Raw genomic sequence first — 21,582 nt, 5'->3', positions numbered from 1 at the left:
AAGAGCCTGAAAACATATCATGTAGCAATCCGAAAAACAACTTACGACTCTCTTATTGCTGCCTTCATTCCGGTTGTCAATTTATGATGTTCTATTCCGCTTTCATTAAAGAAATAGTATCCACTAAATTCTTCTGAATGCTCCACTCTGCCGAATTGCCAGCCATAATCATCATGTTTCTTGTCCTCAACAAAAATTTCAATTTTATGTCCGGAAGTAAATTCACGGGTATTATTATCTAAACTAAACCGGCCATTTGACTTTAACAGCAAGTTACCCTCCACACGTCTTTTTGCCAACCGTTCTACCCTTTCAGTAAAAACCGATAAGTCATCACTAAAGTATCCTTCGCATAATGCAATTAATTTTTTAATTTCAGCTTTTTCAATTCCTTCTGACTTGTCTATATAGGGATACAGAAGTGGGATTTGCTCAATCTTAGCTTTAAGGGTTTCTAACATCCGGGTTAGTTCGTTCACTTCTTTATTAATTAGTTTTTTAACATTTGTCATGGTATACACCTCACACTTCCTCATATTTGATATTAACACCGCTTACTACGGCATCATCAATTCCTTTCGGGCCTATCCAGGTGGCTAAAGTAACCTTGTGACCACTTAGGGATAATTGACCGGATAACTCTTTCACAGCCCTGCCAACCCAGCAATTGCTTTGCTGGTCCATATCAAAGGCTATAACTACCTCCGGTTTTCTACTTTTCAGAATCTCAGGTACCGCTCTCCATGTTGTGGCACCAATAAGGCCAAGCACTACTGCTTCCAGGTATTCAGCTGCTACTGTTGCTTTAAGCGGTCCTTCTGTGATCCATACTCTGCGGTCTTTTATTTCTCTTGGTATTGCTACATGAAGCGGAACACCGCTGCATGAACCAGCTCTCTTATTTGAACTGCTAAAGAGCCGGTATTTTCCCTTGCTGTCCGGGCGATCCAGTCTAATCTGAAGCGCTTGTATTTTTTTAGTTTTATCCTTGATTGGTAGGATAAATCCCGGCTTCATTTTGAATGTCCAGTAATAGCCTCCATGCTTATTAGGCGCTCGATAGAACCCGGGAACACCTCTTAGCTCGTAACCCATATCAATAAGCTTTTGACATATTAACCAGGGTTTTTCTGCTGCTGATAGAGATCTCATTTCTTTTATTTGATCTGTATTTAAGCCCCTTTTTAGCAGTTCTTGGATATGCTCCGCTGATAAGGTTAGTAAGTTAAGAAAACGCTTATAAATTTCATCCCTTACCTCTAACGGTGCAATTTCTTTTTTATCTTCTGTTCTTTCAGCCAGCGCTTCCGCTAACAGCGGTTCTGAAAGCTTGTGTAACCAACCCCCGTTTTTAATTGGGTATTTACTTTCAACCCGCATACAAATAGCTATGGTGGAGTTAAAAGCACACCAGTCCGGTTTCCCACATACCGGGCATAAATGTCGCTGATTAACTCTTTGAAACGGTTCATTTATCCTTTTTTCTTCAATCATACTGTTCATCACCTCGCATTTTTATTGTTAATAATCGCAAACAAAAAAAGAGAACGATCAGGAAATATAACTCCTGCATTCGTTCTCTTTCTTTAACGGCTAAAAGCCGTTATTATTCCGTTTCTTCATACTACTTTTTTCCTCACGGGCGCTCTTAATAATAGTCATAGGCAATATAAAGCACAAAAAGACACCTCAATATAACAAGCCAAATTACTTGACTGCTTTATACTGCCAGAGTGTCTTTCAAACTTTTAAATATCCATTATTATCATTCTAGTTTCAGAAACATATAACAATCAAAAAATTTACAGAAGGATTTCCTTCACACGGGGAATAATACATCCAATGTGTTTTGACATTTAACACCGCAGAGACATATTCCCATTGACCCTGTTTTATGCGGTGCTTAGGACGGTAATCTTTTATCGGTACTGCTTTTAACGTATACCGGTAGGAGTCCACCCTACATACGTCAACCTCATAAGAGATTTTCAGTCCCGAGACCTGTTCTAGCCGGTCTCTGCCAGGTTCCTCCTCGCTCTTCGCTCTCAGCAGGAACCATTTTGCCCAGTTCGTTGGGTCCCGTACGCCTAACTTTCGCTCTTCGCCTTCAGTTAGGATTTAATCATGCCTCGCTCTTCGCCTTTGGCACGTGCTCCAGTAAGATAAAATCTCGCTCATCGCTCTTGATTTTGTTCTCCTGGCCAAAGTTCTTAGTTGCAATCTCGCTCTTCACCTTCGATTGCACTCCGGTACCTCCAACCGTGCTACACTCGGATAATGTAACAAAGAACTTGTGAAAAAAAATAATTTAATTGGTATGTAAAAACTATAAACTTGTTAAATCAGGTTGTCAATACCATATTTTTTTAAATATAAGTCATATACTTTTACTTGGCTACAGCTTAATTCTGTTAGATATTCTTTTACTTCCTGTACTAAACCTAGGGATAAAGCTATAGAACTGTCGTATAAAACAATACCTTCTTCCAGGTGGTAACTATCCCCTACTATATTTTCAAAAAGGGTTAATCCCCGTGGTACTTCTTTATAGCCGTTCTCAACAATAAATATATTACGGCGGCAGATATTTATCCTTTGATCAATGCCCGATGTATATAATAATTTGTTATAGGGAATCTCTGTTTCCTCCAGGGCAAAAATCCCCCCGGTATCAACAAAATAAAGTTTATCATAAACTGTGGAACCGTCCTTATCTTGCGGGGTATTCTCACATAGCAGTCCAAATCTTACGCACTCATCTAAATACGCAAAACAATCGTCACTTTTCATAGCAGTAACTTTCATTAATTGTTGAAAATTAACAACCTGGAGTCTGTTAACTGCAATAACAAGCTGTAAATGAATCTCATTCAAACGCCAGGCACGAAATAAGCCGGCTATTGTTTCCTTACTGCAATAACCGGGCAAATCAGGTGAGTCACCTTCATCTAAATCCGGCCTGATATTATAACGCCTCCCTATAACTTTTTCTATCTGCTTACAAATGTGATATATTTCAAATCTCTTTTTCAATACCACCTTTTTGCCTCCTGTATAATTTGTAGTTATTGCGGCCCTGATGAAGCAAACACTTATTTTCTATGCTTTTTCAAATAACCGATTAGCCAGTAGCTTACCGTTTTTTTCTAAGAGGTGGAAGTCAGAAGTATACCTTTTACCAGACAGCACTAAGCTATTAGCTTCTTCTATAGATGGAAATATTATTATACCGGCCTCCGGCCATGGTTTTTCTCCGCGCCTGGGAGCATCAATAATCATTTTTGCTTCTTTTCCGGTGTCCCTTGCAAGGTAAGTCATCTCTGCCAACAGCGGTGTCTTAGGTTTTCTTATTAAACGCCAGGAAAAACCCGGTACTTCTTTTCTGGCCAGTGCATAATAAAACCCGTATACTGCCATGCGGCAGGCCTCATTAGAGGTCTTTGGCGGCTTCCTGTCAGCTAACATCCATAATTTAAAAACGGTGTTATTACCGCATACAGTAAGCCATTTAACCATGCAGGAACTGTAAAGAGTTTTTAACACCCGACCGGCTGCTGCCCGGTTATGCTTGATTAACGTTGCTAATGCTGTAACTGTTAACCCTTCTGCCTCATTTAAGTAGTTTACTACTTCAAATGCCCGTACTGTTAAAGTAGTTGATTTAATCTCATGAGATAGTTTAGGCGCCATCATACTAACTCCAAAAGCATAACAACTATCCTTGATCGGTATTTCCTGCGAAGGCTCCTGAAACGACATTTCCCTGCACCTCTTTCCGGACTATTTATCATCAGCTTATCTGGCTACAAGCTGCCTTCGCTTGTTTCGACTCTTCTCTCTCTTACGTTCAGCAGCCCTCCGGGGATTCCAAACAGTCAGGTGAAGTTTTCTCTGAGCTCTGTCAAAGCTAATTACCTGAAGCTCCAGCTGTTTACCCTCTGCAAAATACTCATTGGGCTTACAGGAAATAAGCCCGATTAGGCCTGGTTTTACCGTTGCATAAACCATCAGCCCCCGCACAGCTGCTACCTTTCCTAAAATAATTTCTCCCCGCTTGAACTCCCAAACTTCCCAGGGGTCTACAGGTTCAATCTGAATTTCTCTAAGATCTTTATTTAGTTTGGTTACCTTCACTTTCATTACAACACCTACCTGGTGCTGCACATCCAAAGGAACTCCGGCAGACAACCGGGCTTTTTCACGGGGGATATTTATAATTACTCCACCGCCCAGGTCCAGAAAAGTATTATATTCTGTGACTATCCGGATCAGAGAATTGATAATTTCTCCTTCTTCCAACTGCCCCATCAGACGTCCCAGTGACATTTCTACCGCTTCTCGACGGCTGCAGGCTACCATGCTGTTTTTCTTATCGATACTCTTAATTTTTACCCCTACCAGCTTACCTACAAAAGCAGTCATTGGGCATCTTGGAGGAAGACCGCTTTCGGCTGCAGGTACCAGTCCGGTAACACCTGGGCTGTCCGGAAATTCCAGTTCCCAGGTTTCTCCCTGGCCTTCAATATGCCGCAAGCGGCTGACCTTAGCTTCAACTACTGAACCAAGTTCTCTAGCCTCATAGAGAGCACCCCAGACATCGAGTTCTCTTAAATTAAAACCTTCCGGTGCCAGTTTAAAAGTCATCTAAAACCATCCTTTCATATTGTAATTATATGATATTTACCAGGGGGAGGCAGCCTCTCGCGGCCTATCTGAAGCAATATCCGGGTATCCTTCCTCAGCTCTGTGATTTTCAATTTTTTCACCGGACGAAGATTCTGCACAAGAAATCACCGGTAAAGCTATTTCATCAAGCACCGTTACTTTTTCGTGAGTAGTTTCATTACATAAAATTGCCTCATTACTCTGCAAAATGTCGTGCCCTGTATCCATCGTTAAATTTGGTTGTGAGTAATGTATCGCTGTCAAATCACTTTTTTCGCTCTGCAACAACGATTTTACCGGAACATTTAACAATTCACTTTGCTTGTTATAATCGGATTCCCCACTAAACCTGCTATCAATTGAAATAACAGTCTGCCCGGATGCATTGACTGGAGGACCTTTCATGCAAGTAGGAATACCTACTTCAACATTGTTTTTATTCTCACCGTTAATCGGATCTAGCTTCTTTTGTAGGAATAACAAGGGGTCTTCTGATACCTGCACCGGCTCTTCATCATCAATCTCGGGTAAACTTACCACAAAATCACGCACCGGTATTACCTGCTCTATAGGCAGCATGCCACACTCCTGAATTACTTTCGCTTGCGGCAGTTTTGTCCAGCCAACCTTCCTGAGATATACAGGATAAGACCACTGCAGGAGGGCTATACTGTCCCTTGGGTTGAGCCGTAATATTTCATCCAAAGTCATTAAGGGCCTCTCGATTACTGTCCTGACTCTCTTTTTAAACTCAAAATGCTGCATGCCAGGTATGGTTATATCCTGGCTGACTATATCAGCTTTTACTGCTGCACTACCCAGTTTCTCACTGAACATCCGGGCAAGTTCCCTATCTGCGGGGGCTATACCAATTAGCATAACAGTCGGACAGTTTCCAAGAATCGTTTTGGCTTCTTCAATACCATACACATATTCCAACTGTGTGGGTGTCTGCAAAATCATCTGTATGTGAATTCCCTTACTGCGAGCAGTTGAAATAATCTCGGGCAACCCCGGTATCATGCCTACGTTGGCCGTTTCATCCCATATATTGCGAACTTTTACCGGCAGTGTTTGACCGGAACTGATAAAGGCCAGCTTGTCCAGCCTCTTAAACAGAAATTTATAGAAGATAGATAATATCGGTTTTAAATAAATTCCCTCTCCACCGGTTGGAATGATAAGAAATAACGCTGTCTTTTTTCTGCCAATGTCCCAGAGGTCAATTTCCTGCTGACTCATTAATGCTGCCAGTGGTGCTGTAGTCAGGTTTTTTAAAACAGCTGTCAGATTGGAAACCGCGTATTCATAATTTTTCTTTACTACCCCCCTCCATCTTTCGTATATAATGGGACTGATTTTTCCTGACTTAAAGGCAGTTCTAAACCTGTTATCCAGTTTTTCTTCCGGCCAGGAAGCAAGACTCATTAAAGACCGCATGTGCTGCTGCTTAACAGGAAAATCACCCTTCAACAGACCGATTAAGGCTTCCATTAGCTCTAATGCTTTAAGCATAAAATATGAATCGCTGCCGCTGGCTGCATTTTTGGAGAGTGTATCCACCATTTCTGAGATTTCTGCATCATCCCGGCACTCTATGATAGGATTCCACCTGTGGCTGTGCTCGGGTGTCATAAAATTTAAAATCCAAACATTTTCGTAACCCATTGTTTTCAGCCACCCGGCAAAGGTTTTAAAAAGCTCGCCTTTGGGATCGATCACAACTATGCTTTGACCATCAGATACTGCAGATATAATATTGCCGGAAACAAAACTAAAAGACTTACCGGAACCGGTTCCCCCGTATGCAATGGCGTGCGGGGCTGTTTTCGGTGTAGATTTAGGCATTTTTTCAAAATTAACTCTGACCATTTTTCCATCCAGTTCTCCAATTAAATTTCCACCGGGGAAGTTAACCTTGTTCCTCGTATTTTTCTCCGCCGGCACCGGTGGCCCAAATTCACAAAATTTTACTAAATCCTTAATGCCTGCCCAGCGTGAGGTACCAAATGCGGGGTTATCAACAACCTTTAAACCATGTACATATTTCGAATTGTTTTTCCTCCCCCCTTTCCATCTACTGGCCAAGATACCTAAACCGCATACCATCAGTACTAAGGCATTAAGCCACTGCCATAGAGACTTTACCCCAGGGTGTGTTAATTGGTCCGCCGGTTTTGTTAACCAGTTCCACCCCACCTGCAGGGGATGAGAAAAATACCACAACCACAGTTTATTGTGTGCTACATCCGTGAAGTTCTGGTCCAATACCGGTAACTGGCTAATGCCGGGTAACCCTGATGCACGGGAGTTGAATATTGCCGCTGCACCGGTTCCCAGAATCCATACATCGAAAAAATAAATAAGCGGCACAGTAACCGGTAAACCTCCCAGTAGCAGCGCTGCTTTTTTATGTTCCTGCACCCATTTTTTTATCATATCCCCCGGCTTTTTATCTAAGATTCCACCGATCTTAATAGATACTTTATCCTTTGGCAATTATTGCACCCCCGTATTCCCTGGGCGCCACAATTCGGACAGCTATCTCCTGCCCGACTCCTAAACGTTCCAGCACGTTTTTGTTGACGTATATAAATCCCATTTCTCCTTGCTCAATAATGTCTTCAGTGTATCTCACCTTCTTTGCTGTTTCTTTGTCCTGCACAAACTTCGCAGCATATCCACCAGGAGAAAAATAACTTTTATCCGGTGCCAGTTGAAGAATTATCTCACCCCCGATATTCATTTTCTCCAGCAATGGGATAGGCAAATATATTCGACCGATCCGGTCCATGTTTTCCTTGAAACATGCTTTACATTTGGTTGTTTTCTTTAATCGCAGTATAAATTCCATAATCGCCAAAATTTCTACCTCCTTGATCAGGTTTAATTGAGTTAAAAAAGCCCTAATTCATGTAAAGACTTTCCAGCAATCTTTTTTGTTTTTCACTGGCTGCAGCTGAGTTACCTTCTTTGATTTCGCTTGTTAAACCTTTGGCCGTATCCTCAGTTTTGATAGTTTCAATGACTGAAAAAAGAAGTCCCATAAAACTTTTCTTAACCTTACCCTGAGCTTCAAATTCCTTGGTTCTTTGAACAGCACGGCAGACTTGTTCCTTAGAGGCACCGGTTCGGTTAACAAGTTCGGCTAATAATTCTTCTGTATTACTGAAATGAAGTGGTAGCTCAGTATCTACTCTATAATCGATCTGGCTATTTGGTGGTTTTAAGTTTTCCTCGTCAGTCAATCCATCAGTAAATGTTTCTGCCGGATAGATTGATATTTTTTCTTTGTTAGTAATCTCTGTAGTAATCTCTGGTATTGCTTTTCGATTTTTTGCTGTTTGATTTTTTGTTTCAGAGTTTGGATTTTCTAAATTAGAAACTCCATTTTCTATTTTCGAAAATGCATTTTCAGATTTAGAAAATGGAGTTTCTGTTTTAAAAAAAGGTATTTTATAGTCCTGCAAAACGTAGCCTAAGTCCCATAAATCATTTTGAATTTTCAGTAAGTCTACCCTGTATTGCTTAGTTCTGTCCCATTTATGGAACGGATTTGTTCTTTCAAGCAACCAGCCTTTGTCAATTAATTCTTTTAAGTGTTTTCTCATGCTGCTTGCAGACATTTTTAACATAGTTTCTTCGGATAGTTCTTCAGCTGATTTATATATCCAGCCTTTGGTATACTCAATATTTATTTCTGTACCGGCCTGCTCAGCCCTGGATCTTTCCTCGGATATAAACTTATCAAAGTCCTGCACTCTCTCACTCCAGTAGATAAACTGGTTTAAAATAATGGCTTTAACTATGTCACCTGTAAGGGCTGTTAATTCCTCTTTAATCACTACCCTTTTGAGTTTTTTAGGTCTAATACTACAAGAATCTCTAACTTCCATAATTAAGCCTCCAAATGTAATATAAACAGGGCTATATACAAATTTTCTTAAGCAAAAAGAGAGAACGTTAAAATGCACGGTTCTCTCTTTTTGCTTAATTTTATTGATTTTTTCTATTCTTCACTGTTAGCTTTTGACTGTTCTTTCAGCCATTGTTCGGGATCCGTTGCGGTGCCATTAACATAAACTCCAAAGTGCAGGTGAGGGCCGGTGGAGTTACCCGTAGAACCAACAAAACCGAGGACCTGGCCCGCTTTAATAATATCGCCTTTATTAACCTCTATACCGGATCTCTTCTTAAACATTCCTATAACCACCTACCTCAATAATTGTGTTCTTAGCTCTGATATCTTTTTATTTAAATACTGCCCAGTTCTTCAACCAGGTAACTACCTCCGGTCGGGTGCAACTTTAAGTAAACAACCTGGGTAAGTTTACTGACACCCGGAGCAGACACAAGCACTTGTACACAGGCCTGCGTGGGGTTTTTCTCATTATTTACGCGCACTTCATTGACGGAATCAAGTTTCCATTCGAAAACAGGTTTAACATTAGCTCCCGGCATAACAAAATTAGTCAGCGGTTGACCGCTATAGTACATATTCATAAATTGGTTAATGAAGGTTACAAATTCAGCCGAAGCTAAAGTTTTACATTCATTGGACTGCTCTATAACGCCTCTGGGATAGTCAGGAGCTATGATTACCGGCCAACCGGCAACCACCGGTTGTTTGTTTACTAACTTCACCGGTACTTCTACGTAAAGCAAGAAATCTTGCCAGGATAATGCAGGCTGCTGTGAAAGATCCAATGATATGTTGCTTTGCAAACGCGCTAAATCTTCTCTTGTGACAGGAACAAGTGTTATCGGTACGCTGCCCGCATTAGTAACCGGAACTAACCGGTGGGTATGTAATAATACCCTGGCACTGTAACCATCATTATCTTTCAAATTTACTGACAGTACTGTTGCTGCCGTTACTTCCTGTATAGCACTGGGAGGAGGCAGAGTAGGAACTTTAGTCAAAAATAAGCCCGTTCGTTGGGCATAGTTGTCAGGGTTTCCATTCCACGTGGCCCACTCCACAGCAAAGGACCGGGCAGTATCTCTGACAAGGGTAATGATTTGCTCATTTTCTCCTGTTAATGCATTTGCGGCTATCCGCCCTGTTCTGTTGACTATATTTACACTTCGGATAGAGATAACGACTACAATTAAAAGCAGCAGCCACAATACCCCGCTGGCCAGCCAGCGGTATAATAATCGACGGTTCATAAAAACCTCCTTTACACCAACATTACATTTCTAAACACATTTCTCAAAATAAATATTTGATTGCATTTGTTCACTTTGCAGTATTACTGTATTACATAGCCGCGTGAAGTAAGCCTCAGTTTCCATATATCATCTTCTTTGCTCATCGGTATTTCAGAATCGTAAGTTGTCTCCTTTCCATCAGGTTTAGCTGTTATTTTCACCTTTACTACAGCTTTAGTGCCGTCTATTTGTTCTGAAATAACTTTTACGCTTGTCCACCTACTGATGTTATCAGGGTTTCCCCCCTTAGACATTAAAGTCAGAAAGGACGGTATATCTGTTTGGTACTCAACTGCCGTCTGTGAGGATACATACTGGGCCGCTTGTGTATAATTACCTTCTTGCATTTTTCCCCAAAACAATAAAAGGGTTTGACCGGGACTGTTTGAAGAAGAAGAATTATTACAACCGGTTAAACAAATTATTAAACAAGCAGCAAAAAATATAATACTCCTGGTTTTAATAATTACCAACTCCTGTCTATTTGTTTTTGCAATCCTACAGCATCACCTCCGAATTTTAAAATTAAGATTGATGAAATTCCCTTATGACAATATTTTTTGTCGGATAAATTCATCAAAAAATTTTTTGACTCATTATTTTTTAAAATCTTAAAGACCATTGATAAATCCAACTCCCTAAAGTAAAAAATTAATAATTATAATATTAATAAATAATTATTTTGGTTTATTTGACATAAATATACATTTAATTCCACCTGCATATAGATATATACCTAATTCAAGTTATTTTTTTATGGTTCACTTCAACAAATTTAGATAAAAATAAATTAAATATTTTAAACTCTTATACTAAGAAAAAAACCGGTTACATATTAAGTAACCGGCAAATGAGTTAACATATATTATTCAGAATAACTTCTTGTCTGCATTTTTGTCTGCACCCTGTCTGCATGCTGTCTGCATGGCTGTCTGCATAGTTCCGGGAACCCGCGAAAATCAAGGGATACGTAGGGAGCTATATAAACTATCTCAAAAAATCAAAAAACCCGTGAGCCCTTGTATTTCAAGGATTCACGGGTTTTAACTGGTCGGAGCGACACGACTTGAACGTGCGGCCTCTACCACCCCAAGGTAGCGCTCTAGCCAAACTGAGCTACGCCCCGATAAATATTGTTCAACTGACAGATTCTATTGTAACCATTTTGGTCGTAAAAGTCAAGAATAAAAATATTGATAAAATTTAAAACTTCAAACCATATTCCAAAGCACTGCTGTATATTCGCAGCCTGTTCAGCACTCTCTCAGCCTCTTCGGCCTGTAGAAGCACAGGTTGGTAATTATTCCGCCAGTTGACTGAAGAAAGAGAAGCCGGGATAATGTTTGGTGCAGCTAGGGTTAATTCACCCTCAGGACTGACAACAAATTTTTGTTGAAAGATAAAGGTATCCTTATCAGCAGGATTTTTGTTACCGCCAAAAACAAAGTTGCCCAGACTGTAAACAATATTTTTGCCGTTATAGTTTTCAATTCCCTGTATCACATGCGGGTGGTGGCCTAACACTAAATCAGCTCCACAATCTATAGAAAAACGCCCCAAATCCATCTGTGCATTGTTAGGATAATTTACCCCTTCATTACCCCAGTGAAAACTAACGACAACTATTTTTGCTTGTTCTTTAAGCCCCGCTATATCCTTGCTGACCCTGGTTTTGAAGGCGGCATTGTTTGACCAACCCTGGTATCCAAGCATGCCAACTTTCACGCCTTTAATATCTTTTACAAGCCTAATATCCTCTCCAAAGAACCCAATACCAGCTTGATTCAAATTCGCCATTGTATCCTGATAACCTTGTTCCAGGTAGTCCATGATATGATTATTAGCCAGGTTAACGGCATCTATTCCGTTGTTTACAAGCATATTGCGGTATTCGGGCTTGCCCGCGAATTTAAATTTTTTAACTGCCCTGTTCTTAGAATCAGTTAAGGTTGTTTCCAAGTTGGCAATAGTCAGGTCATCATTTAGAAATAGGCCTGCTACATTTTTATAAGGGTAGTCTATACCGTTATAATCAACTTCTTGAATAAATGAACCGGAGTAACCGAATGCAGTATCATAGCCTATTGTGTTATCACCAATGGAAGTAATAGTTATTTCAGTATTGCTTATTTCAGTTGCCTTATTATTGGCCATTTTCTCAGTATCGCTTATCTGTGCATTCTGAAGTGTGTTTTCTAAAATTGCATTCGATAAGACCAATGTCCCTGAACCGTCTATTGATGATACTGTCATAGCTAAAAAAAATTGCAAATATAACATTAACATAGTTACTCAACCCTTCAGATATTATTTACATATTTTATAATATAATCTATTAATTAGCAATCAAAAATAAACACTTAATTTATCAAATATTAAAATTTTTTAATTTAAAGCAGGATTTTTGTCGATTTCAGGGAAGTAGGTAATGTAATAATTTCAACCAGCTTATGAGGAGATGAGAATGTGGCAAATGTTTTAATCGTGGCTTGCAATAAGATCCGTGATATCAGTTGCATAGCCTGTTTGAAGTGTTTTAAAGCTGCTCAACTGAAGGAAGGTGAATTTGCACGGTATGACTCAGTACAAATAGCCGGTCTTAGCGGCTGCGGGGATTGTCCCGGATTGGTTATGCCCAAGGTCGGGTTGGTTATGGAAATGGCTGATTATCTTTTACAAGATGTAGATGCTATTCATCTGGCTACCTGTATGGTGAGAGCAAAAAATACCGCTGCTTGTCCCATTGATCTCAATGATATTAAAGCAAAATTAGAGGCCAAATACGGTAAACCGGTAGTTATCGGTACACATAACTATTAATAAATCCGCCTCTAAATAATAAAAGAAGCTCATTGATTATTTGACTGTAAATCAATGAGCTTCTTTTATTATTTAGCAGGAGTTACATTATCTATACTGCCGGTAATTTCAGTCCAGGAAAATTTCCTGTACACCAATGGCGGCAATTCTCCCTGGTTATAGGTTGCATCAAAAAGAAATACCGGTATTCCGGTAGAACTTATCTGAACGGCATTCTTCAGGCTATCTTCAATAAATAACTCCACGCAGGTATCCTTAACCTGGCCGCGTTTATCATGACTCCCGGTAAGCACAACATTGTCGAAACCAATATTGTGCCTGGCAAACCAGTTCAGCGTGTTTTGACGGTAGACAGGTGTGCGGGCTGATATTATATTAATCTCATATTTGTTAATTAACCTATTGATTGACGTAATTGCACCTGGCATAGGCCGAGCTTTTTCTATTAAAATAAGTTCTCTTTCCATAATAAATCTGTGCAGTTCCTGCCTGTTTATACCATATTTCTCCACAGGGTCAAAATTTATAAAATCTTGAACGGTATAGTTTTTAGCAAAGTATTTATTCAATTCCTCAATAATCACAGGCTGCGTATCGGCTATAACACCGTCAATATCTACACCTAACCTTCTTCTCAGTTTAATCAACTCCCATTTGCTTTAAACAATGACTTATCCATAGCTCTATCATAAGCATAACTTCCCAGCGTAAAAAAGAAGACCGTAAAGGTCTTCCTCTGGTTCTAATCCTGCGATGGTTTCTCCTTAATTTTTTTAAAACCGTCACCGAGAGACTTTAATATTTCGTCCAGTGAGAGGCCGTCCTTTTTCTGCTCAGAACCGAAATTTAAGGTACCGGTATTTGATAAGCTCTTTCCCGTAATATCTTCAATATAATGAAGAACCTTTTGATAGGCCAGTATCTGACCCGTATATACCGCTTTTTCCTGTTCCTGCTCGACACCGTGATTAATTTTTTCCTCAATTTCATTTAATTCGCGTTTTATAATGCGAGATAATATATTTATCATGAAATATCTCCTTTCAATTATCAATTTCTTTATTTTATCATGGTAAAAGTAACCGGTAAACTGCCATAGGATAAAATTCCTGTTACTATTAGACCGGTTCTAATATATAATATCAAATTGTTCTAACAATTTTCCAACTTTTATCCAGCTTCTCTAATTCATAGTTTACTATGACCGGTTGATTATTGCCACTCCAAGTTTCTTTGAGTTTAATTACAGCATGAGTAGGGTCTTCCATATAGGCATTTTCCGCACTGGCCTGCAACAGCTTTTTGTTAAGATAATTTTTCTTAGCTTTTGTATTGTTAAAAGTATTTTTAACCCAGTTAAAGCTTTCTCCACCGGCTTTTAAATACGGGCTAAGCCGCTCTATATTATTATCCAAATAGGTTTTAGACAGCTCTCCGTAGTATTGTTCAATGACACCGGCCAAACTTTCTTTCAGTTCCTCTGTAGCCGGCATATATTCGGTACTGGCCCTAAGATTAACCGGCATTTCAAAGATAAGCTTTTGCGCACCCTCTAATTGCATGAAAGCCGTGTGAGAATAACCGGTAAATGCAAGATAAGTTATAGGATTCTTACCGTCACTGGTGCCTAATTCTATACTCCCGCTTTTTAGCACCGCACCCTTGGTTTTGGTGAAGATGCTTATTTGATCAATAAAAGGGGTGGCATCAAGGCACCAGTCGGTTAACACCCTGTTTCCTTTGTTAATCATCTTAATACTGTATTCTTTAGTATTGGCTTCTCTTATGGTTTTTATAATAAATTTATCTTTTGCCTTTTTAACTGTAATTATTTCTTTTACAGCACCCTGGTTTTGTTGAACTTTTACAAAAGCTTCTTCTGTCAACATAGGGCCTCTAGCTTCAAGAAACCTATAGGCTTCACGGTAGTTCCCCGCCTGCATGGCCTTATTGAAATTAGTTATAGCTATGTCCGGCGTGAAAGAAGTAATCAGTTTACTTGTGATAAAAAACAGTGCTCCTAAGACCAGAACTATAGTTATCAGTATTGCTGTAAAGATAAGCTTTCGTTTGAACTTCTTCTGGCGAATCTTACGTGCCTGCATTCTGGTCAGACCGTTTATTGGCTGTTCAACCATTTTCCTCACCCGCAAAATTATTCCTCAGATAAATTGCAACATGCTCTTTATCTTTGGTTAAGTAATTTCTGTAACCAGGCTTTTAGCGTCCTCTAAGGTCACGTTATAGACTGCATCAGCAGCATCCGTTAAATGAGTGTTATGGGTAACCATGATTACTTGTCTGCCGGTATCCGATACTACTTTTAAAAACCTTGCCAGATTGGGAGCAAACTGTTCTGACAGGTGTTTGCCCGGTTCATCCATTAAAAGAGGTCCGGGTACAGCCGGGCGGGCCGCATGCAGCAAGGAGATGCGCAAAGCCAGTGAGATAACATCTACGACACCGCCGCCCCTTGAATCCTGGGGTGTATTCCTAACTTCAAAGCCGCCGTAGTTTGAAACCACGTAAAAATCTGCTTCGGGCTGGCCGCGTCTCTCGGTCAATTCCACTTTAAAGGACAGTTCCGGGCCAAAGGTGAATTGCAAAGCGTGTGTTACCATAGCTTCAATCTGGCGACGGGCCAATTCGCGGGCGTAGCCTGCTGACTCTTGCAGCAGAAGTTTTACCTGCTGCAACAAATCAATTTTATTCTGTATTTCTTTCTCTCTCGCCAGCAGCTTCGCTTTTTCTTCCAGCATAACTTCCATCCTGGTCTTTTTGCTGGTATAGTATCTTTCCAGTTCTTTAATCCCGCCATGCAAATCTTTCATACCCATATGCTCACCGGCCTCATTGCTTGAATTTAGACAACAGATCCCAGGGGATGATGGCTTCAATTTCAGCAATCATTTCTGCAATTTGTTTTTCCAGCCTAGCAATTTCATCTTCCAATTTCTCCGGGTCAACCTCATATTTGCTTCTTAATTCTTTAACCAGTTCCTGTTCTTGCGCTTCCAGTCCCTCCAGTTTGGTTAAAGCCTTTACTCTCAGATCTTTGGCTTTCTCCAGCCCGTCTTTTAACCGGGTTAACTTTTCCGTATAATCAACAGTCACGCTGCTGCCCCCTTATTTTAATTCCGAGACAATATGCTCAATAGTAAACTGGTCCAACTTACTGAAACAGGTGGGACACTGGCCTAATTCTTTCAGCTGAGTGCTGTATTCCTCAATAGCTAAGAGTATTTCGGCCTCTCTTTGCTGCAAAAACTCATGGCCCTTTTTAATCCTTTCCCTTAGCTTTTGGTTCTGAAGCAGGTAGTTTTTTAGCTGAGACAACTTATTCGTTAGTTCTGATATCTGCTCATACTGCTTTTGAATTGCCGACAGGCGATCTGTCCGGTTTACAAAAATATTTTCTGCTGTTATTTCCTGTTTGAGTTCAGACAACAGGCGTTTTATATTAACCATAGCTATATATTTCTGCTCAATCTTGCTGACCAGATCACGCTTAACAAATGCCAGTTTAAGGTTATCGGTTTGGTTCATTACGGCCAGATATTCTTTTTGCCGGCTTTTTAAATCTTTTAATTTCTTTTTTACAGTATCCAAACTGCTATAGACATTAACGCTGTCCTCCAGCAATTGCCGGCGTTTTATTGCGGCCGGCACCGGCTCGGTTTGCCGGACAGTTTCTGCAAGAAGCCGCCTGGCAGGTTTTATCCTGTTAAGCTTGCCGTAATAAACAGCCAAATCAGCTTTAGTCAACGATATTTTGCTTAAAAGCTCAAATTGCTCTTGACCCTGTTCTATCCTGGCTGTAGCTTCTATCATTATACGAACTGCTCGCAATTGGTCCGTTGTTGTGTTTAATTTCCGGCAGATCGCTGAAAGTTCTTGTTTTTTACCGGTTAAGTTTTCAGCAGTTTGACAGAGCATGGAAGCCCGTTCTAACCGATCGAGTTTTTCGGCAGTCAAAGCAAGCTGCTCCTTCTCGTTATACAGCAAATTCAGTTTAGACTGCACCTGCAGCAGCATGTTTCTTCGTTCCGTAAGTTTATTCATATTTTCCATTAGCCGGCCGGCTTTTTTCAGCCTGGCTTCAATATCCGGCAAATCCTCAAATTCCGCCAGCTTTTGCTCCAACTCACTTAAACGGCTTTCTATCTGCGCGCTTTCTTTGCTTAGTTTGCTAATATCCTGCGCGGCATCTCTGATAGCCGCGTCAATCAGGTGAACTCTATATAAGCGGCCTATGGCCTTAGCTTTCAAAGAACCGGGAGAAGTCAACAAAAAAGGCCCGTCTAACTGGGGAGCAATATTCAAAGACACCTCCAGGTCATTGTCCAGTTTCGCTTTGGTTACGCCGTGGGCGGCAATAACTTCCTGCGGTATTTCATTTCTGAAACCTTCAAAGGTTTCCTCCCTGCCGTCGGCATATCTTACAATATAACGGTTCCTGGTTGGCGTACGTTCTCTCGTTACGACAACTCCTTCATCTGTCTCCACTGAAACCCGGCAGGACCTGGTGCCTGCCCGGATAAACTCCGTACCGCTCGGTTCATTTTCAAAAACCCAACGCAGGGCTCTGATTATAGCTGATTTGCCCCTGTCAGACTCGCCCACAATGATAGTCAGACCGGGCGGCAATTCAATTTCCGTGCTGGCATGTGATTGAAAATTTTCCAGACTGATTTTTTTAATAAACAAGCTTATACCACCTACCCCAAAAAACTCTTAGCTTAAAGTCTCCTGAACTGCGGCCAGGCGTTTTAAGGCTTCCTCTCTCACCTCATCCGGCAGCTTTTTACTGACGGCTATATTGTTGACAATATCGTTAATGTCAGAGATTTCATATTCTCCCGCGGCTTTAATGCTTTGCACAAAAGCGGCCAGTTTTTCTTCCTGAAAAACCTTAGCATCTATGTGTGATCTGTCCAACACCTGTTCGCCAGGCAGGGCAGATTGTAAAGGTATCTTGCTGTATTTGGCTGCAGCAGAGGAAAAGTCCAGCAAAACAACTTGAGGCCTGCGGCTAATCTCTTCCGGCATCGCGCTGAGCCTGACCATGGCGCCGGGATTAATAAAATAGCGCTCGTTTATTTTGGTATCAGCAAAGCCCAGATGTGCATGACCGCACAATGTAAAGTCAGCCTGGGTATGAGGGGCTATATGCTCAATCAAAGTATACAAAGCTCCCGGGAATATATTTTTTTGCAAAAGCATGCCGTGCACCATATGAACGGCCAAATCACAGTCTTTCTTGTCTGTCAGGTAACCCCGGCGGGGTTCTTCCCTGTCCAGCTCGGCATGAAAATGCTGCCCTGTCAATTGAACTGTTAAATTAGGTGATTTGAAGTAAAGCCTTTCTCCCGGCTGCAGCAGTTTAAGCAAGCCCAGCCTGGCCAGAAAGCCCAGCATAGTACGGCCCAGTGTTGCCGGGTTGTAAGCAAAAAGATCGTGGTTGCCGGCTACAGCAATCACCGGCGCGCGGCATTGCTTTAATATATCGGTAAAAATACCCGTAACAGCCAGGGTTGGATTAGGTGTGTCAAACAAATCACCCCCGTGCAGCAGGGCTGCAACTTCCAGCCGGTTGGCCAGTTGGACAACCTCACTGAGTTTTCGAGCCAGTGTTTCCGGAAAATTGTCCAGCCGTCCCTGCGGGCTGTTGCCCCTGATATGGGTATCAGTCATGTAGAGAAACTTCATTAACCAACACGTCCTTATTTATTGTAGAGCAAATACTTATTGCCGAATAGTGCCTTTTCCTTTAATATTTTACCTTCCGCCACGTACTTCTCCATTAAGGCAAACATCTCTTGAGCCGTAATATTTTTACCCAGTTTTTTCTCCAGTAAGGGTAGAAAAATATGCTCACCACCTTCTTCGATAGGGAGCAATTCGCGTACAGCCGACCATAAGGTTTGCTCATGATCGCTAAAATACTCGGCCAGCTCGTCAAACGGATTGATCCCATGCGGGCTTACCGTAGAAGCACACCTGAACCTGATGGGGATGGCCCGGCCGGTAATGGCGGAGGAAATGAAGGCATTGCCCGAGTTCAGATAAGGCAGCCGCCGGCTCTCCTCCGGGCCCAAATCAGTTTCTTCCTTAATCACATCTATATCATGGGAGCGCACGGTACGAAAGATAATTTTGGTATTCAACTGAGCAGTCACCGTGTCATCCAGCAGAGCCGGCCTCTGTGTGGCCAGGCAAATATTAACCCCGTATTTGCGGCCTTCCTGGGCTATAGTTTTAATCACCCGTTTGGAAAGAGTGTCCCGGTCACCTTTCATGGCAAAAGAGTGAGCTTCGTCCGTATATATGACAAAAGGCGGAAACCAGTCGCCTGACTCCCCTTTCTGGCAGGCATCGCGGTAATCTCTGCGTTTTTTATAAAGACGGTCAAAGACATAGGCACCGTAAATCTGTAAGAGTTTCAGCGGGCCTCTCAGCACAGCTGTTTTACCGGCCATCAGGGCGTCCTCAATCGGTCTGGTATTAGAGGCAAAAAGACCCTCATGGAAGAGGTTGTTTAATCTCCAGGCAATACCTCTTACTGTGGCCAGGTGGCCGACCCGGTCTTTTATTTTTAGCATGGCCTCATATATTTTCCGTTCCGCGCCTGCCAATCCCTCAGGTTCGGTTCCCTCCAGCGCCAGCATCATATATTTGATCTTTGAATTGAAAGAAGTGTAAGAATCCTTCCTGCTGTGCAAAACCCCTACAGCGTTGTCCATTGCCTCCGTAAGCTGCTCTCCCGCTCCCAGCAAACCTTTTAAGGCACCCGTATCCAGGTCCTCAAAGTTGACACCGACCTCACGGCCTACGGAAAACAGTAAAAACCTGTCACGGTAATTATAACATTGTTCCGGCTTCAGACCAGGAAAATCTCTGGAAAAATCCATTTCATAATGAGGGTCTAAAACCAGGCCGGGAACAGGCTTTTTCATAAATTCCTCAATTACTACCCGGAGCCCAAAGGATTTACCCGAACCCGACCCGCCGAAAATACCGATATGAGGATATTCATTCATAGCCTTATAATTAAATACGAAAGGCACCGATTTCTGCAAGGCAACCCTGTTTCCTTCATACATGGCCAGGACCTTTTGCAGTTCTCCCGGCATTGTGGAAAAAAGACTGCCCGTGCCCCTAATTTCTCCCAAAGTCAGTCCTTGCTGCGGTTTCACTTGAAGCAATAAATCACTGACTTCACCGAAGTCAGGCAGCCTGACTTTGGAACCGACGCTTACAGGCGTGCTGATTTCACCGATAATCCTCAGCTTGGCCAGGTTTATTTCCTCTTTATCTATTTCATAGCCCACTGCTTTTAAAGCAAGGATTACCTTCTCATCGACAATAGCATTATGTTCGGTGGACAGGGGAATATACCTGTTAAAGGACTGAGTCTCCACCACTTCGCCGCAGGGGTTGCTCCTCTCACTGTCTTCAATCAGTAAAATTTCATTTATCTCAAACTTTCTATCACGTGAGGCGACAAATATCTCCTGCTGAGTTGTTACACCTACAACCTGCATCTTCTCACCTGCCTGCTTAAAAATCTCGTCGTTTCCTGTTAGCTATCAAGTATTTTTCCCTGATATCAGAATCCAGGCATACCTCTGCCAGCATCTCCATTTCCTTATGGGAGATTTTAATTTCTGCATCAACGATATCCAGCAGCAGTGGTATGCCCCGTGAGCCGGAAGGGGTAATCGCATAGAGGTAGTTCATGATTTGTTCTGCCTGTCCCTGCTGCTCGTCCAGAAAATCACAGGCTACAGCCTGAGGAGATTGAGAAAAACGAGCAAAAGCAGTATAATAACCCCGCTTTTTTATTACATTCCCAAAGTCAGGCAAAAAAGCCTCGCCCGGCTGCAGCAGGCCAAATAATAGTTCCCGGTCATAAACCTGCGGATTGCTGCCGGATAAACCCAGGGCGGTTGCCAGACCGAAGGATTTTGCTTCCTCTATGACTCCAACTGTCAGCACTCCGCCGGCCAAGGCCAGCTTTTGGTATTCCTGCCAGGCAGCAAAAGCATATCTTTCAAACCTGGCAAAACCCCCGTCAAATAATATTAAAAATGGGTGATAGGTTTGTACAGCCCGGATGGCCGCGGCTAATTCCAACTCAGTCAGGACAAGATCCTTTTTTTGCATTACTGCTTGCTCGGGCAATGTCTGCAATTCTTCCGCCAGATTAGAAAGCTGCAGGTAATGCTCAGGCACCAGGGGAGAAAATATTTCTGCCAGCACCTCATTTTTGCTGTCTGAGATCATGGCTTGGGCTTGCAACAAATATATTATGTAGGGAAAAACTGAGCCAACGGAATTTACGGAGCCATCAACCGCGGCCACGGGGCGGCCACCTGTCCATTTTACTATTTCTTCAGCGTTAAGATTGCTCAGTTCTTTTAAATTACCCAGGTTATCGGCCAGCTTTTGGCGCAGCTCAGTTTTTGACAAAAAACCGGTGAAGCGGTTTTTAAGCTCAACATTTATCTTTTTCAGTTCTTCGTTAAGCTTAGTTGCAATCAAAAATATCCTCTCCCGGATAAAAGATATAAAATTAAAAGCTGCTACTTGTAAGTAACAGCTTTACGGCTTTTAAATGGAGCGGAAGACGAGATTCGAACTCGCGACCCTCGCCTTGGCAAGGCGATGCTCTACCACTGAGCTACTTCCGCGTGTGTATGTATGGCGGAGCTGACGGGGGTCGAACCCGCGATCTCCGGCGTGACAGGCCGGCATGTTAGGCCACTACACCACAGCTCCAACTATTATATTCCTTGCGTTTTTTAGTATATAAAAAAAATGAGTTCCTGTCAACAGTTTTAAAAAGTTAAATGACTAAAAATTATACTAACCGAAGCAAAT

General features: G+C 41.8%; 22 protein-coding genes and 3 tRNA genes. 1 reads left to right on the top strand and 24 read right to left on the bottom strand.

What is annotated here, in order from left to right; all coding sequences use genetic code 11:
- Window positions 1–41: 41 nt before the first annotated feature.
- The 13 genes from DTOX_RS06860 to DTOX_RS06800 form a co-directional block, all read right to left on the bottom strand.
- The gene (locus DTOX_RS06860) at window positions 42–512 is read right to left on the bottom strand and encodes a DUF5348 domain-containing protein (protein ID WP_015757001.1); all 471 of its coding nucleotides are present in this window, start codon (window positions 510–512) and stop codon (window positions 42–44) included.
- A gap of 10 nt (window positions 513–522) precedes the next feature.
- Window positions 523–1,494: a toprim domain-containing protein gene (locus tag DTOX_RS06855; protein WP_015757000.1), complete on the bottom strand. Its 972-nt coding sequence runs from the start codon at window positions 1,492–1,494 to the stop codon at window positions 523–525.
- A gap of 843 nt (window positions 1,495–2,337) precedes the next feature.
- On the bottom strand, window positions 2,338–3,039 hold the full coding sequence (locus DTOX_RS06850; RefSeq protein WP_015756998.1) for a hypothetical protein: 702 nt from the start codon (window positions 3,037–3,039) through the stop codon (window positions 2,338–2,340).
- 60 nt (window positions 3,040–3,099) lie between these two features.
- Window positions 3,100–3,759: a MarR family transcriptional regulator gene (locus DTOX_RS06845; protein ID WP_015756997.1), complete on the bottom strand. Its 660-nt coding sequence runs from the start codon at window positions 3,757–3,759 to the stop codon at window positions 3,100–3,102.
- Between the two features lie 36 nt (window positions 3,760–3,795).
- A complete protein-coding gene (locus DTOX_RS06840; protein ID WP_015756996.1) occupies window positions 3,796–4,644 on the bottom strand; it encodes an RNA-binding protein S1 in 849 nt (282 codons plus the stop codon).
- A 36-nt stretch (window positions 4,645–4,680) separates the two neighbouring features.
- Window positions 4,681–7,164 (bottom strand): VirD4-like conjugal transfer protein, CD1115 family, encoded by a 2,484-nt coding sequence (locus DTOX_RS06835; protein ID WP_015756995.1) that lies wholly within the window; start codon window positions 7,162–7,164, stop codon window positions 4,681–4,683.
- Window positions 7,151–7,519, bottom strand: coding sequence for a hypothetical protein (locus DTOX_RS06830; protein WP_042316865.1), 369 nt, complete (start codon window positions 7,517–7,519; stop codon window positions 7,151–7,153). The genes DTOX_RS06835 and DTOX_RS06830 overlap by 14 nt, the downstream gene beginning before the upstream one ends.
- Before the next feature lie 52 nt (window positions 7,520–7,571).
- A complete protein-coding gene (locus tag DTOX_RS21350; RefSeq protein ID WP_157862869.1) occupies window positions 7,572–8,639 on the bottom strand; it encodes a hypothetical protein in 1,068 nt (355 codons plus the stop codon).
- A 35-nt stretch (window positions 8,640–8,674) separates the two neighbouring features.
- Window positions 8,675–8,866 (bottom strand): M23 family metallopeptidase, encoded by a 192-nt coding sequence (locus DTOX_RS06820; protein WP_042315500.1) that lies wholly within the window; start codon window positions 8,864–8,866, stop codon window positions 8,675–8,677.
- Between the two features lie 53 nt (window positions 8,867–8,919).
- Window positions 8,920–9,837 carry a conjugal transfer protein gene (locus DTOX_RS06815; protein ID WP_015756992.1) on the bottom strand — a complete coding sequence of 306 codons (918 nt, stop codon included), beginning with the start codon at window positions 9,835–9,837 and terminating at the stop codon, window positions 8,920–8,922.
- Between the two features lie 83 nt (window positions 9,838–9,920).
- A complete protein-coding gene (locus DTOX_RS06810; protein ID WP_042315498.1) occupies window positions 9,921–10,352 on the bottom strand; it encodes a DUF4878 domain-containing protein in 432 nt (143 codons plus the stop codon).
- A gap of 575 nt (window positions 10,353–10,927) precedes the next feature.
- Window positions 10,928–11,005, bottom strand: a tRNA-Pro gene (locus tag DTOX_RS06805).
- Between the two features lie 77 nt (window positions 11,006–11,082).
- Window positions 11,083–12,165, bottom strand: coding sequence for a CapA family protein (locus DTOX_RS06800; protein WP_015756989.1), 1,083 nt, complete (start codon window positions 12,163–12,165; stop codon window positions 11,083–11,085).
- A 180-nt stretch (window positions 12,166–12,345) separates the two neighbouring features.
- On the opposite strand from DTOX_RS06800, the gene DTOX_RS06795 reads away from it, so the two are divergent.
- Window positions 12,346–12,699 carry a CGGC domain-containing protein gene (locus tag DTOX_RS06795; RefSeq protein ID WP_015756988.1) on the top strand — a complete coding sequence of 118 codons (354 nt, stop codon included), beginning with the start codon at window positions 12,346–12,348 and terminating at the stop codon, window positions 12,697–12,699.
- A gap of 68 nt (window positions 12,700–12,767) precedes the next feature.
- Here DTOX_RS06795 and DTOX_RS06790 read toward each other — a convergent pair whose 3' ends face one another.
- The 11 genes from DTOX_RS06790 to DTOX_RS06740 form a co-directional block, all read right to left on the bottom strand.
- The gene (locus DTOX_RS06790; protein ID WP_015756987.1) at window positions 12,768–13,346 is read right to left on the bottom strand and encodes a 5' nucleotidase, NT5C type; all 579 of its coding nucleotides are present in this window, start codon (window positions 13,344–13,346) and stop codon (window positions 12,768–12,770) included.
- A 95-nt stretch (window positions 13,347–13,441) separates the two neighbouring features.
- The gene (locus tag DTOX_RS06785; protein ID WP_015756986.1) at window positions 13,442–13,729 is read right to left on the bottom strand and encodes a hypothetical protein; all 288 of its coding nucleotides are present in this window, start codon (window positions 13,727–13,729) and stop codon (window positions 13,442–13,444) included.
- 112 nt (window positions 13,730–13,841) lie between these two features.
- Window positions 13,842–14,837, bottom strand: a complete 996-nt coding sequence (locus tag DTOX_RS06780; RefSeq protein ID WP_157862867.1) for a hypothetical protein — start codon at window positions 14,835–14,837, stop codon at window positions 13,842–13,844.
- Between the two features lie 57 nt (window positions 14,838–14,894).
- Entirely contained in the window at window positions 14,895–15,530 is a 636-nt protein-coding gene (locus tag DTOX_RS06775) for an OLD family protein (RefSeq protein ID WP_157862865.1), read from the bottom strand.
- A gap of 19 nt (window positions 15,531–15,549) precedes the next feature.
- Window positions 15,550–15,813, bottom strand: a complete 264-nt coding sequence (locus tag DTOX_RS06770) for a hypothetical protein (RefSeq protein WP_015756983.1) — start codon at window positions 15,811–15,813, stop codon at window positions 15,550–15,552.
- 12 nt (window positions 15,814–15,825) lie between these two features.
- On the bottom strand, window positions 15,826–17,406 hold the full coding sequence (locus DTOX_RS21345) for an AAA family ATPase (RefSeq protein ID WP_015756982.1): 1,581 nt from the start codon (window positions 17,404–17,406) through the stop codon (window positions 15,826–15,828).
- Window positions 17,407–17,433: 27 nt separating this feature from the next.
- Window positions 17,434–18,408 carry a metallophosphoesterase family protein gene (locus DTOX_RS06760; protein WP_015756981.1) on the bottom strand — a complete coding sequence of 325 codons (975 nt, stop codon included), beginning with the start codon at window positions 18,406–18,408 and terminating at the stop codon, window positions 17,434–17,436.
- Window positions 18,409–18,422: 14 nt separating this feature from the next.
- Window positions 18,423–20,243, bottom strand: coding sequence for an ATP-binding protein (locus DTOX_RS06755; protein WP_015756980.1), 1,821 nt, complete (start codon window positions 20,241–20,243; stop codon window positions 18,423–18,425).
- Between the two features lie 16 nt (window positions 20,244–20,259).
- A complete protein-coding gene (locus DTOX_RS06750) occupies window positions 20,260–21,243 on the bottom strand; it encodes a DNA double-strand break repair nuclease NurA (protein WP_015756979.1) in 984 nt (327 codons plus the stop codon).
- Between the two features lie 74 nt (window positions 21,244–21,317).
- A tRNA-Gly gene (locus tag DTOX_RS06745) sits at window positions 21,318–21,392 on the bottom strand.
- Window positions 21,393–21,403: 11 nt separating this feature from the next.
- Window positions 21,404–21,480, bottom strand: a tRNA-Asp gene (locus tag DTOX_RS06740).
- Window positions 21,481–21,582 lie beyond the last annotated feature (102 nt).

Source organism: Desulfofarcimen acetoxidans DSM 771 (assembly GCF_000024205.1).
Lineage (GTDB): Bacteria > Bacillota > Desulfotomaculia > Desulfotomaculales > Desulfofarciminaceae > Desulfofarcimen > Desulfofarcimen acetoxidans.
Note: the sequence above shows the minus strand (reverse complement) of the source record. Positions and strands in the feature narration are given on the sequence as shown.